This is a genomic window from Streptomyces sp. NPDC048751, assembly GCF_043198595.1.
GTDB lineage: Bacteria > Actinomycetota > Actinomycetes > Streptomycetales > Streptomycetaceae > Streptomyces.
In genome coordinates this window covers 119522-133092 of sequence record NZ_JBICUX010000006.1, presented here as the reverse complement: position 1 = coordinate 133092, position 13571 = coordinate 119522, and the positions used below count along the sequence as shown (strand labels likewise).

Sequence of the window (13571 nt, the reverse complement as noted above, 5' to 3'; positions counted from 1 at the left end):
AGTCATGGCCCAAGCCGCAGCCGTGGCGAAACCGCCCGCGCCACCCCGGCGGCGCCGTGCCTCCGCCACGCCCCGTAGGCTGCCGTACCTGCTGATCGCCCCGGCGGCCCTGCTCATGCTGGGCTTCATCGCCTACCCGGTGATCAGCGTCTTCTACTACAGCCTGCAGAACTACAACCCCACCAAGCCGTGGCGCAACGGCTACGCGGGCTTCGACAACTTCGTCCACGCCTTCACCGACGACCCGCAGTTCTGGGACACGCTGATCTTCAGCGGCAAGTGGGTCGTCGTCGAGGTCGGACTGCAACTGCTGTTCGGTCTGGCGCTGGCACTGATCGTCAACCAGACCTTCGTGGGCCGCGCGCTGGGCCGCGCGCTGGTCTTCTCCCCGTGGGCCGTCTCCGGCGTGCTGACCTCCGCGATCTGGGTGCTGCTCTACAACTCCCAGACCGGCATCACCCGTTACCTCGCCGACATGGGCATCGGCTCCTACGGCACCAGCTGGCTGTCGGACACCTCCACCGTCTTCCCGGCGGCGGTCGTCGCCGACCTGTGGCGCGGTGTCCCGTTCTTCGCGATCCTCATCCTCGCCGACCTCCAGTCCGTCTCGAAGGACCTGTACGAGGCCGCCGAGGTCGACGGCGCCAGCCGGCTCAAGCAGTTCTGGCACATCACGCTGCCCCACCTGAAGGACGCCATCGTCCTGTCCACGCTGCTGCGCGCGGTGTGGGAGTTCAACAACGTCGACCTGCTCTACACCCTGACCGGTGGCGGCCCGGCGGGAGAGACCACGACCCTCCCGCTGTACATCGCCAACACCTCCGTCGACGCACACAACTTCGGCTACGCGTCCGCCCTGACCACGGTCGCGTTCGTGATCCTGCTCTTCTGCTCGATGGTCTATCTGCGGCTGAGCAAGTTCGGAGGTGAGGAGAAGTGATCACCAAGGAGGCCACCGAGGTCGCGCCGGCTCCCCGGCACGAGGCCCCTGAGCCGCCCCGTCCCGCCAAGCGCAACCGCGCCTGGGACGAGGCCCCCCGCTGGCAGATCTACCTGCCGCTGGGGATCTACCTGATCTTCACCCTGATCCCGTTCTACTGGATCCTGCTCTTCGCGCTGCGCCCGGCAGGCTCCACCTCGCTCGTGCCTTGGCCGATCACCTTCGACCACTTCGAGAAGGTGTGGACGGAGCGGTCCTTCGGCACCTACTTCCAGAACAGCGTCCTCGTCGGCGTCGCGACCCTGCTGGTGACGACGCTCGTCGCGCTGGCCGGCGGCTACGCCCTCGCCCGGTTCAACTTCAAGGTCAAACGGGCCTTCATGCTCGCCCTGCTGTGCTCCCAGTTCGTACCGGGCGCGCTGCTCCTCGTGCCGCTGTTCGAGATCTTCGCCGAGCTGAAGATGATCAACTCGCTGGGCAGTGTCATCCTCGCGGAGACCGTCTTCCAGCTGCCGCTGTCGATGATCCTGATCAGCAACTTCATCAAGAACGTGCCGTACTCCCTGGAGGAGGCCGCCTGGGTCGACGGCTGCAACCGGATGACCGCCTTCAGGATCGTCGTCCTGCCGCTGCTGCGGCCCGGTCTGATCGCCGTCGGCTCCTTCGCCTTCGTGCACTCCTGGAACCACTTCCTGTTCGCGCTGATGTTCCTCAACAACCAGGAGAAGCAGACCATCCCGGTCGGCCTGAACACCCTGATGAGCGCCGACAGCGTCGACCTCGGCGCCCTCGCGGCGGGCGGCATCATCGCCGCCGTACCGGTGGTGATCGTGTTCGCCTTCATCCAGAAGTGGCTGATCACCGGCTTCAGCGCGGGGGCGGTGAAGGGATGAGGGCCCGTCACATCGCCGTACTGGCAGGCGTCCTGGGCCTGCTGTGCGTCCCCGCCCACGCCGAGGCCCGCGACATCAGCCGCGACACCCTCCCGGCGAACGACGGCTGGGCGGCGTACGGCACCGGCACCACCGGAGGCGCGGCCGCCGACGACGCCCACGTGTACACGGTCACCGACCGCGCCGGACTCGTCCGCGCTCTCGACGGCGGCAGCGCCACCCCGAAGATCATCAAGATCGCCGGGACCATCGACGCCAACACCGACGACGACGGCGACCACCTGGACTGCGCCGACTACGCCACCGACGGCTACGCCACGAAGAAGTACCTCGCGGCCTACGACCCCCGCACCTGGGGCTCCGCCAAGCCCAGCGGCCCGCAGGAGGAGGCCCGCCAGGCCTCGGCGGCCAGGCAGGCGGAGCGGGTCGTGCTCACCGTCGGCTCGAACACCACGATCGTCGGCCTGGGCAAGGGCGCCGTCCTCAAGGGCGCGAGCCTCCAGGTCAGGAACGCGGACAACGTCATCCTGCGCAACCTCGACGTCCGCGACGCCTACGACTGCTTCCCCGTGTGGCAGCCCAACACCGGCGGCCTCGGCGACTGGAAGACGGCGTACGACACGATCTGGCTGTCCGGCGCCACTCATGTCTGGGTCGACCACGTCACCGCCTCGGACAAGGGCCACCCGGACGCGAAGGAGCCCACCTACTTCGCCCGCAACTACCTGCGCCACGACGGCCTGCTGGACATCACCAACGGTTCCGACCTGGTCACCGTCTCCTGGAGCCGCTTCGCCGACCACGACAAGGCGATGCTCATCGGCAACGGCGACTCGGTCACCGGCGACCGCGGCAAGCTGCGGGTCACCCTGCACCACAACGAGTTCGAGTCCGTCGTCCAGCGCGCCCCGCGGGTCCGCTTCGGCCAGGTGCACCTCTACAACAACCGGTACGTGATCCCCGAGGACGCCGCCGACTACCGCTACTCCATCGGTGTGTCGACCGAGTCCGCGATCCACGCCGAGAACAACGCCTTCACCGCCCCCGGCCATGTCGAGGTCGCCGACCTGGTCAAGAGCTGGAACGGCACCGCCCTGCACCAGAGCGGCACCCTCTTCAACGGCTTCCCGGTCGACCTGCTCGCCATCTACAACGCCTACAACTCCGGCAGCGAGCGTGATCTCACGGCGGACGTCGGCTGGACGCCTACCCTGCACACAAAGATCGACAGCGCCGAGGCGGCCGACCGAGAGGTGGCGCGCGGCGCGGGCGCAGGGAGGCTCCCATGACCGTACCCATCGTCCTCGCGGGTGCGCGCGGCCACGGCCGCTGGCACCTGGAGAACATCCGCCGACTCCAGGACAAGGGCATCGTCCGCCTGGCGGGCATCTGCGAACTGACCCCGCTCAGCCGGGACGAGATCCCCGAGGGTCTCGGTTCGCCCGAGCAGTCGAGCGACTTCGGCGCGCTGCTGGACTCCACCGGTGCCCGCATCGCCGTGATCTGCACGCCGATCCCGACCCACACGGACCTGGCGCTGACGGCCGCGCAGCGGGGCGTCCACCTCCTCCTGGAGAAGCCGCCCGCCCCCTCCTACGCCGAGTTCCGCCGCATGGCCGACGGGGTCGCCGAGGCGGGCGTGGCCTGCCAGATCGGCTTCCAGTCGCTGGGCTCGCACGCCGTGCCGGCGATCCGCGAACTGATCGCCGAGGGTGCCGTCGGCGAGGTCACCGGCATCGGCGGCGCCGGCGCCTGGGCCCGCGCGCAGGCCTACTACCGGCGAGCCCCCTGGGCCGGCAAGCGGCGGCTGAACGGCGTCGACGTGATCGACGGGGCGCTCACCAACCCGCTCGCCCACGCCGTCGCCACCGCCCTCGCGCTGGCCGGCGCGACCCACGCCGGGGACGTCACCGGCATCGAGACCGAGCTGCTGCGCGCCAACGACATCGAGTCCGACGACACCTCGTGCGTGCGCGTCACCACCGCCCGGGGCCGCCAGGTCACCGTCGCCGCGACCCTGTGCGCCGAGCAGCCCGACGAGCCGTACGTCCTCGTCCACGGCAGCCGCGGCCGGATCACCTTCTGGTACAAGCAGGACCGCGTCCTGCTCCAGCGCGCCGACCACGGCCCCGAGGAGTACGAGTACGGCCGTACCGACCTCCTCGAGAACCTCGTCGACCACCTCACCGACGGCGCCGACCTGCTGGTCACCCCGGACGGGACCGGCGCCTTCATGAAGGTCGTCGAGGCGATCCGGACGGCCCCCGACCCGGCCCCACTGCCCGACGGCGCCTGGGAACTGCTGCCCGACGAGGACCGCAGGGTCGTGCCCGGCATCGACGGGCTCGTCGCGGCCGCCGCCGACACCCTCGCCCTCTACTCCGAACTGGGCGCCTCCTGGGCGCTCACCGCCAAGGTCCCCAAAGAGCCGAAAGAGGTGAGCACCTGATGACGACCAACGACGCTCCGGTCCTGCGCGTCGCGGGCCGCCCGGTCGGCCGGTACGTCACCCGGCCCGAGCTGCCCGCCCGGCTCTCCCCGCGCCCGTATCTGCACCCCGTCACCACTCTGGCCGGCACGGCGGTCACCGAACTGAGCCCCGCCGACCACACACACCACCTCGGCGTCGGTGTCGCCGTTCCCGACGTCGAGGGGTTCAACTTCTGGGGCGGACGCACCTACGTCCGCGACCAGGGCCCGACCGAGCTGGACAACCACGGCGCGCAGCGGCACACCGCGTTCCAGCTGCGCGACCCCGACGGCTTCGTGGAGGAGCTGCGTTGGGTCGCCGCCGGAGCCGAGCTGCTGCGCGAGCGCCGCACGGTCGCGGCCACCGAGCTCACCGACACGGCCTGGGCGCTGGACTTCACCTTCTCCCTGACCAACGTCACCCAGGGCCCGCTGTCCATCGGCAGCCCCGCCACCAACGGCCGCCCCGGCGCCGCCTACGGCGGCTTCTTCTGGCGGGCCCGCAAGGAGGCGCAGGCCCCGGACGTCTTCACCGCCGACACCGAGGGCGAGGAAGAGATCCACGGCGGCCGCGCCGACTGGCTCGCCCTCGTCGGCGGCACCTGGACGCTGGTCTTCGCCGGAGCCACCGAACAGACCCGCAGGGACCCGTGGTTCGTGCGCGTCGAGGAGTACCCGGGCGTGGGGTCGTCCCTGGCCTACGACGAGCGGCTGCCGGTCCCGCCGGGGGAGACCGTCGTCCGCCGGATCGTCACCGTCGTCGCCGACGGCCGCCTCGACCGGGACGGGGCCGCGAGCCTGGCGCGCAAGGCGGTGAGCGCATGACCGAGGAGACCTACCGCAACCCGGTCCTGAACGCCGACTGGTCCGACCCGGACGTCGTCCGCGTCGGCGACGACTTCTACCTCACCGCCTCCAGCTTCGGCCGCGCCCCCGGCCTGCCGCTGCTGCACTCCCGCGACCTGGTCCACTGGACCCTGGTCGGCCACGCCCTGGAACGCCTGGAGCCGGGGAGCGAGTTCACCTCCCCGCGTCACGACTGCGGGGTCTGGGCCCCGTCCCTGCGCCACCACGACGACCGGTTCTGGATCTTCTGGGGCGACCCCGACCAGGGCATCTTCCAGGTCAACGCCCCTGAGATCAGGGGCCCTTGGACCCGTCCGCACCTCGTCAAGGAGGGCAAGGGCCTCATCGACCCCTGCCCCCTGTGGGACGACGAGACCGGCGAGGCCTACCTCGTGCACGCCTGGGCCAAGTCCCGCTCCGGCGTCAAGAACCGCCTCACCGGCCACCGTATGCACCCCGACGCCACCTCCCTCCTCGACGAGGGCAAGCTGATCGTGGACGCGGACCGCATCCCCGGCTGGTTCACCCTGGAGGGCCCCAAGCTCTACCGGCACGACGGCTGGTTCTGGATCCTGGCGCCCGCCGGCGGAGTGGAGACCGGCTGGCAGGGCGCCTTACGCGCACGGGACTTCTTCGGGCCGTACGAGGAACGGATCGTCCTCGAACAGAAGGACACCGACGTCAACGGCCCCCATCAGGGCGGCTGGGTGCGTACCCCGTCCGGCGAGGACTGGTTCCTGCACTTCCAGCAGCGCGGCCCCTACGGCAGGGTCGTCCACCTCCAGCCGATGCGCTGGGGGAGCGACGGCTGGCCGGTGATCGGGGACGACGGCGCCCCCGTGGCCGTGCACAGGCGGCCCGATCTCCCGCCGCAGCCGTACGCGGCGCCCGCCACCGACGACGACTTCCCCGGCGGACGGTTCGGACGGCAGTGGCAGTGGACGGCCAACCCGCAGGACGGCTGGGCCACCCAGCACTCCGGCGACGGCCTGCGGCTCACCTGCGTCCGCTCGGTGGACGCCCACGACCTGCGCAAACTGCCGAACGTCCTGACCCAGCGCTTGCCCGGCACCCCGTCCGCCGTCGAGGTGGACCTGCGCCTGCACAGCGAGGAGCCCGGGGCGCGGGCCGGGCTCGCGGTCCTCGGGGACGCGTTCGGCTGGATCGGGCTCCAGCGCGGAACCGACGGCACGGTCCACCTCGTGCACCGGTTCGCCGAGTCGGTCGCCGACAAGGAACGCGACGCCGCCCATCCACGACTCGCGCCCGGGGGACGGGTCCGGCTGCGCATCGAGATCGGCGCCGGAGCACGCTGCCGCTTCTTCTACGACCTGGGCGACGGCCCGAGCCCGTCGGGTCCCGTCTTCGCCGCCACCCCCTGGCGCTGGGTCGGTGCCCTGCTCGGCCTCTTCGCCCTCGCGCCCGTCGGGGCGGGGCACGCGGGCGCCGCCTCGTTCACGCAGTTCCGGATCACCGACTTGTAACCACCTCTTCCGTACCCCTGTCACGCCTGTTGGGAGCCGCAATGACGCACTTCCATAGCAAGCGCTTACCCAGACCGGGCTTCGCCCTGGCCGCGATCGCGGGCCTGGTCGCCGCCCTGGGACTGGGCGCGATCGGAGAGGCGAGGGCCGCCGCAGCCTCCCCCGCCCCCGCATCCGCCGCGGCGTCCGCCCCCACGGCCTCCCGCTGGACCGACCGGGCCCACGGCTTCGCCTCGCTCGCCGGGGGCACCACGGGCGGGGCCGGCGGCAAGGTCGTCACGGTCACCGACCAGGCCGCGCTGGCGAGGTACGCGGCCGCCGAGGAGCCGTACGTCATCCGGGTGGCGGGGTCGGTCGCCGTCGAGCCCTTCGGCTCGGACATCGTCGTCGCCTCCAACAAGACGATCATCGGCGTCGGCGACACGGGTGAGATCGTCCACGGCGAACTGCACCTCAACCCCGGCACGCACAACGTCATCATCCGCAACCTGACGATCCGCGACTCCTACGTCGAGGGCGACTGGGACGGCAAGACCACCGACTTCGACGCCATCCAGATGGACACCGTCGACCACGTCTGGATCGACCACAACCGCTTCACGCACATGGGCGACGGCCTGCTCGACATCCGCAAGGACAGCCAGTACATCACCGTCTCCTACAACCAGTTCAGCGACCACAACAAGGCGTTCGGGATCGGCTGGACCACCAATGTCCAGACGCAGATCACCATCGACCACAACTGGTTCACCGGCACCAAGCAGCGCAACCCCTCGGCGGACAACTGCGCCTATGCCCACCTCTACAACAACTACCTCTCGGCACAGGTGGCCGACGGCGATCCGGTGTGGACGTACGGGAACTGGTCGCGGGGCCGCACCAGGATGGTCATCGAGAACAGCTACTACGACGGGGTCCAGCACCCCTACCAGGCCGACGCCACCGCGGAGTTGGTGCAGCGCGGGTCGATCCTGCGGAACACCAGCGGTCGGACCGACGCATGGGGTACGGCCTTCGATCCGCGGGAGTTCTACGCCTACCGGCTGGATCCCGCGGCCGCCGTCCCCGCACTGGTGAAGAAGTTCTCCGGGCCGCAGCGCCGGATCGGCGTGACCCTCGACGTTCCGGGCGCCTACCCGACCGTACAGGCGGCCGTCGACGCCGTGCCGGTCGGCAACGACGTGCCGGTGACGATCGCGGTCGCGCCGGGCACCTACCGGGAGAAGGTGTTCGTCCCGGCGACCAAGCCGAAGATCCTGCTTCAGGGGACTGGACACGACCGCTCCGACACCGTCATCGTCTACGACACACCGGCGGCCCAGGGTGGTTCGACCGGGAGCGCCACGGTGCGGATCGCCGCGAACGACGTCACCGCCCGCAACCTCACCTTCAGCAACGACTTCGACGAGGCCGCGGTCGAGCTGAACGGCGAGCAGGCGCTGGCGATGAAGACGACCGGCGACCGGATCGTCTTCGAGGACACCGCGTTCCTGGGCAACCAGGACACCCTGATGACCGACAGCCCCAAGCTGGACGTGATCAGCCGGGTCTACGTCCGGGACTCGTACATCGAGGGTGACGTCGACTTCGTCTACGGGCGGGCGACGACCGTGATCGAGCGGTCCGTGATCAGGGCGCTCAGCCGGGGATCCACCACCAACAACGGCTACATCACGGCCGCTTCGACCTGGACGGGCAACCCGTACGGGTTCCTGATCACCCGCTCGAAGATCGTGAGCGACGCGCCGGCCGGGACCTTCCATCTGGGGCGGCCCTGGCACCCGGGCGGGGAACCGGCGGCCGTGGCCCAGGTGTTGATCCGGGACACCGAGCTGCCCGCCGCGGTCAAGTCCTCGCCGTGGACCGACATGAGCGGGTTCTCGTGGAAGGACGCGCGGTTCACGGAGTACCGGAACCACGGGCCGGGGGCGGACATCACCCCGGACCGGCCGCAGATGAGCGACGGGGACGCGAGGACGCACACCGTCGCCGCGTACCTCAAGGGCAACGACAACTGGGCGCCCTACGCCCGCCACTGACCCCCCACAACTTCATATCTCCGTTTGATCCAGAAGAAAGAGCCGACCAATGAAGAGCAGCATCCGCAGAAGCAGGCGCGCGGCCACGGCCGTCGCCCTGGGCTCCGTCCTCGCCCTGACCGCCACCGCCTGCGGTGACGACGGCAGCGGCTCCGGCGGCGACAAGGGGTCCGAGGGCAGCGGCAAGGGCAAGATCGTCTTCTGGGACAACAACGGCGGTGTCCGCACCGACATCTGGAAGCAGGTCATCGCCGACTTCGAGAAGGCGAACCCGGACATCAAGGTCGAATACACCGGGATCGCCTCCACCGAGTACCAGTCCAAGGTCGACACCGCCATCCAGGGCGGCGGTCTGCCGGACGTCGGTGGTGTCGGCGCGGCGATGGCCGCCGGGTTCGCCGCCCAGAACGCGTTGGAGCCCCTGGACGACCGCCTCGGCAAGTCCTCGCTCAAGGGCAAGCTCAACGAGGCGATGGTCGAGTCGCTGAAGTCCGCGGGCGGCGGCGACGCGCTGTACTCCATCCCCACCTCCGCCAACAACGGCGTCCTCTACTACCGCACGGACCTGTTCAAGGCGGCGAAGCTGGACGAGCCGACGACGTGGGACAAGTTCTACGCCGCGGCTGAGAAGCTCACCAACGCCAAGAAGAACGAGTTCGGCTACACCATCCGTGGCGGTGCCGGCTCCATCGCCCAGGCGCTGGACGCCATGTACGGGCAGTCGGGGATCACCTCCTTCTGGGACGCGAGCGGTGAGAAGACCACCGTGAACGACCCGAAGAACGTGGCGGCGCTGGAGAAGTACGCCGCCCTGTACAAGAAGGTCACCCCGGCCGCCGACCTCAACAACGACTTCACCAAGATGGTCGCGCAGTGGGACTCCGGCAAGATCGGAATGCTGAACCACAACCTGGGGTCGTACCAGGACCATGTGAAGGCGCTGGGCGTCGACAAGTTCCGCGGAATTCCGCAGCCGGTCGGCTCCGCCGGTAAGCGGGTTCAGGTGTCCAACCCTGTCGATGGGCTCGGGCTGTTCAAGAGCTCCAAGAACAAGGAAGCCGCGTGGAAGTTCATCGAGTTCGCGACCTCCAAGGCGGAGAACTCGAAGTTCAACGAGTCGGCGGGGCAGGTGCCGTCGAACAACGAGGCGGCGAAGGACGCGTGGGTGAGCAAGGCGGAGCCGACGAAGCTGGCTGCGGCGGCGCTGACCGATGGGTCGACGACCATCGTTCAGCTGCCGTACTACCTGCCTGACTGGAACACGATTTCCAAGGCGGACAACGAGCCGAACTTCCAGAAGGTGCTGCTCGGGAAGATGAGTGCGAAGGATTTTCTGGACACGATGGCTGAGCAGTTGAACAAGGCGCAGGAGGAGTGGAAGCAGCAGAAGAAGGGCTGATTCCCTGCGTGGGGCGGCCTGTGGTTTTCGGGCTGCGGGCCGTCCCTGGCTTGTCGCGCACACGCGGCGGAGCCGCAAATCGATACAGCCCCGCGCCCCTGCATTCTTGCCCTCTGCTTGAAAGGTGCACCCGCGTGTCCCTTACCCGTAGGCAGGTTGCCGCCGCTGCCCTTGCCGCTGTTCCTCTCGGTGTTGCGGCCGGCGGTACCGCACACGCCAAGCCCCGCCGGGAGAGAACCATCTACATCGCCGGTGATTCCACCGCCGCCCAGAAATACGCCGACGCCGCGCCCGAGACCGGGTGGGGAATGGCGCTCCCGTTCTTTCTGCACAGGGATCGGCCCGTGGCCAATCATGCGGTGAACGGGCGGAGTTCGAAGAGTTTCGTGGATGAGGGGCGGCTCGATGCCATCCTCGGCGAGATCAAGCCGGGGGACCTCCTCCTCATCCAGTTCGCGCACAACGACGAGAAGACCACCGATCCCGCCCGGTACACCGAGCCGTGGACGACGTACCAGGACTATCTGCGGATGTACGTCGACGGGGCCCGGGCTCGCGGTGCGCGGCCGGTGCTCGCCACCCCCGTCGAGCGCCGGAGGTTCGACGCCGACGGGAAGGCGCTGCCCAGTCACGGGGAGTATCCCGCGGCGATGCGGGCGCTCGCCGCGGAGGAGGGCGTGGCGCTGCTGGATGTGCAGGCGTTGTCGCTCGCGCTCTGGCAGGAGCTGGGTGTCGAGGCGACGAAGACGTACTTCAACTGGACGGCGACCGAGCAGGACAACACGCACTTCAACCCGCCGGGGGCGATCGCCGTGGCGCGGCTCGTGGTGCGGGAGTTGCTGCGGACGCGGGTGCTCGGGCCGCGTGACGTGTGTCGCGTGGACGAGGAGATTCCCGAGTCGTGGATCACCTGGCCGGAGGCCACCGAGTAACACCCCCTGACCTGGAAAAAGGAGAGCCGCATCATGAACGCACAGAAATGGCATGGGCATGTCACAGTTAGAGCGGCCGCGATCGTCGGCTGCACCGCGCTCGCGCTGTCCCTGACCGCTACCACCGCCCAGGCCGGTTCGAGTGACCCGGCCCGCCAGGCCCTTCCGGCCAATGACGGATGGGCCTCGTACGGCACCGGCACCACCGGTGGTTCCGCCGCCGACGCCGCACACGTCTACACCGTCACCACCTGGGCCGAGTTCAAGGCCGCGCTCGCCGCCGGGGGCAGCACGCCGAAGATCATCAAGGTGAAGGGCACCATCGACGCGGTGTCGGAGGGGTGTGACGCCCTCGCCGCGCCCGGGTACGACTTCGACGCCTACCTGGCGAAGTACGCGCCGGAGACGTGGGGCCTCGACACCGACCTGAGCGCCGAACCCGACGACAGTCCGGAGGGGCTGCGCCGCGTCTCCGCCGCCAACCAGGACAAGCAGATCAAGGCGAACATCCCCGCCAACACCACGATCATCGGGGTCGGCAAGAGCGCCGGCTTCAAGGGCGCCAGCCTCCAGATCAGGGCCGTGGACAACGTCATCGTCCGCAACCTCGCCTTCGAGAGCCCCGTCGACTGCTTCCCCCAGTGGGACCCCACCGACGGCAGCAAGGGCAACTGGAACTCCGAGTACGACACGGCCGTCGTCTACGGCTCCACCCATGTGTGGCTGGACCACAACACGTTCACCGACGGCAGCCACCCCGACGGCGCGGCCCCCACCTACTTCGGCATGCTCTACCAGCAGCACGACGGCGAGCTGGACGTCGTCCGCGGCTCGAACTACGTCACCGCCTCCTGGAACGTCTTCACCGAGCACGACAAGACGATCCTCATCGGCAACAGCGACAGCGAGTCCACCGCGGCGGGCGACCGGGGCAAGCTCAAGGTGACCTTCCACCACAACCTGTTCTCCAAGCTGGTGGAGCGCGCCCCACGCGTGCGGTTCGGGCAGGTCGACTCCTACAACAACCACTTCGTCGCCGACTCCTCCTACGCCTACAGCTTCGGCATCGGCAAGGAGTCCCAGCTGGTCGCCGAGCACAACGCGTTCACGCTGCCGGCCGGGGTCAGCGCGGCCAAGGTGCTCAAGCGGTGGAACGTCTCGCCGGTCACCGCCGCCGACAACCAGGTCAACGGCAAGCCCGTCGACCTGATCGCCGTGCACAACGCCGAGATCCCCGCCGAGACCCTCGAGTCCGGCGCGGGCTGGACACCGACCCTGCGCACCAAGGTCGACCCGGTCAAGGCCGTCCCCGGCATCGTCGACTGCAACGCGGGCGCCGGCCGACTGCGCTGACGCTCCGCCCACCAGGCCGGGGCGCTGCCGATCCGCACCGCCCCGGCCCCTGTCATCACCCGAGCCGCACCGCGAAGGAACAGCCGCATGTCCTCGCACCTTCCCCGTCCCCTCTCCCGCAGGGGATTCCTCGCCGCGAGCGCCGGGGCGGGCGCCGCGCTCGCCCTCGCGTCGGCCCCCGCGCGAGCCGCCGGCCGGCGGCGCCCGTTCGGCCGGTACGGTTCACCGGCCGCCCGCCTGAGCGCCAAGACGCTGTACGCCGATCCGCACGGCCGGGGCGACCACACCTCCGTCCGCGACGCCGTGGCCGCCACCAGCGGCAGCGGCTGGACGCTGGTCATCGCCCCCGGCACCTACCGGGAGACCGTCGCCGTCGACGCCACCCGCACCGAGGCGACCTGGATCGGCGCCTCCGAGAACCCCCGTGACGTCGTGATCGTGTACGACAACGCGGCCGGCACCCCCAAGCCCGGCGGTGGCACCTACGGCACCACCGGGTCGGCCACCACCACCGTGCAGGCCGACGGCTTCACCGCCCGCTGGATCACCTTCGCCAACGACTGGCTGCGCGCCGACCACCCCGACATCACCGGCACCCAGGCCGTCGCCATCAAGGCCCAGGGCGACCGCTCCGCCTTCCACCACTGCCGCTTCCTCGGTCACCAGGACACCCTGTACGCCGACTCCATGTCCCTGGCCGTGTTCGCCCGGCAGTACTTCTCCCACTGCTACGTCGAGGGCGACGTCGACTTCGTGTTCGGGCGGGCCACCGCGGTCTTCGAGCAGTGCCACTTCCGCACCCTGAACCGCGCCGACCTCGCATCCGCCCCGTACGGCTTCGTCTTCGCGCCCTCCACGGCGGGCGCCAACCCGCTCGGCCACCTCGTGACCAGGAGCCGTGTGTCCAGCGAAGCCCCCGACGCCTTCTACAAGCTGGCCCGCCCCTGGGTGCCCAGCTCCGACACCACCGCCCGTCCCTCGCTCACCGTCCGCGACACGCACCTGGGCCCCGGCATCGACGCGGTCGCGCCCTACACCAACATGTCGAACTCCTTCCCCTGGCAGTCGATGCGGTTCGCCGAGTACCGCAACTCCGGTCCGGGCGCGGAGATCACCGTCCCCGAGAACAGGCCCCAACTCACCCGGGAGCAGGCCGAGTCGGCGACACGCACGGCCTACCTCGGTGACTGGGCCCCGTGGAAGGAGTGCTGACCGT

Annotated in this window: 11 protein-coding genes; all 11 read left to right on the top strand. The window is 69.7% G+C overall.

All coding sequences use genetic code 11. From position 1 onward, the window contains the following. Positions 1–4: 4 nt before the first annotated feature. Positions 5–940, top strand: a complete 936-nt coding sequence (locus ACGFNV_RS20380) for a carbohydrate ABC transporter permease (RefSeq protein WP_133930499.1) — start codon at positions 5–7, stop codon at positions 938–940. Next, positions 937–1833 (top strand): carbohydrate ABC transporter permease, encoded by an 897-nt coding sequence (locus ACGFNV_RS20375; protein WP_393624289.1) that lies wholly within the window; start codon positions 937–939, stop codon positions 1831–1833. Before ACGFNV_RS20380 ends, ACGFNV_RS20375 begins: the two co-directional genes overlap by 4 nt. Continuing rightward, positions 1830–3122: a polysaccharide lyase family 1 protein gene (locus ACGFNV_RS20370; protein ID WP_393624287.1), complete on the top strand. Its 1293-nt coding sequence runs from the start codon at positions 1830–1832 to the stop codon at positions 3120–3122. The genes ACGFNV_RS20375 and ACGFNV_RS20370 overlap by 4 nt, the downstream gene beginning before the upstream one ends. Next, positions 3119–4282: a Gfo/Idh/MocA family protein gene (locus ACGFNV_RS20365; protein ID WP_393624285.1), complete on the top strand. Its 1164-nt coding sequence runs from the start codon at positions 3119–3121 to the stop codon at positions 4280–4282. The genes ACGFNV_RS20370 and ACGFNV_RS20365 overlap by 4 nt, the downstream gene beginning before the upstream one ends. Next, a complete protein-coding gene (locus ACGFNV_RS20360; RefSeq protein ID WP_393624283.1) occupies positions 4282–5127 on the top strand; it encodes a PmoA family protein in 846 nt (281 codons plus the stop codon). Before ACGFNV_RS20365 ends, ACGFNV_RS20360 begins: the two co-directional genes overlap by 1 nt. Beyond that, positions 5124–6632, top strand: a complete 1509-nt coding sequence (locus tag ACGFNV_RS20355; protein WP_393624281.1) for a family 43 glycosylhydrolase — start codon at positions 5124–5126, stop codon at positions 6630–6632. Before ACGFNV_RS20360 ends, ACGFNV_RS20355 begins: the two co-directional genes overlap by 4 nt. Positions 6633–6673: 41 nt before the next feature. Beyond that, positions 6674–8671 (top strand): pectinesterase family protein, encoded by a 1998-nt coding sequence (locus tag ACGFNV_RS20350; RefSeq protein ID WP_393624280.1) that lies wholly within the window; start codon positions 6674–6676, stop codon positions 8669–8671. Positions 8672–8720: 49 nt separating this feature from the next. Next, a complete protein-coding gene (locus ACGFNV_RS20345; protein ID WP_393624278.1) occupies positions 8721–10070 on the top strand; it encodes an ABC transporter substrate-binding protein in 1350 nt (449 codons plus the stop codon). Between the two features lie 134 nt (positions 10071–10204). Further along, complete coding sequence (locus tag ACGFNV_RS20340) at positions 10205–11002, top strand: rhamnogalacturonan acetylesterase (RefSeq protein ID WP_393624277.1); 798 nt, start codon at positions 10205–10207, stop codon at positions 11000–11002. A 33-nt stretch (positions 11003–11035) separates the two neighbouring features. Continuing rightward, positions 11036–12355: a polysaccharide lyase family 1 protein gene (locus ACGFNV_RS20335; RefSeq protein ID WP_393624276.1), complete on the top strand. Its 1320-nt coding sequence runs from the start codon at positions 11036–11038 to the stop codon at positions 12353–12355. Between the two features lie 87 nt (positions 12356–12442). After that, positions 12443–13567 carry a pectinesterase family protein gene (locus ACGFNV_RS20330; protein WP_393624274.1) on the top strand — a complete coding sequence of 375 codons (1125 nt, stop codon included), beginning with the start codon at positions 12443–12445 and terminating at the stop codon, positions 13565–13567. The last annotated feature ends 4 nt before the right edge of the window (positions 13568–13571 follow it).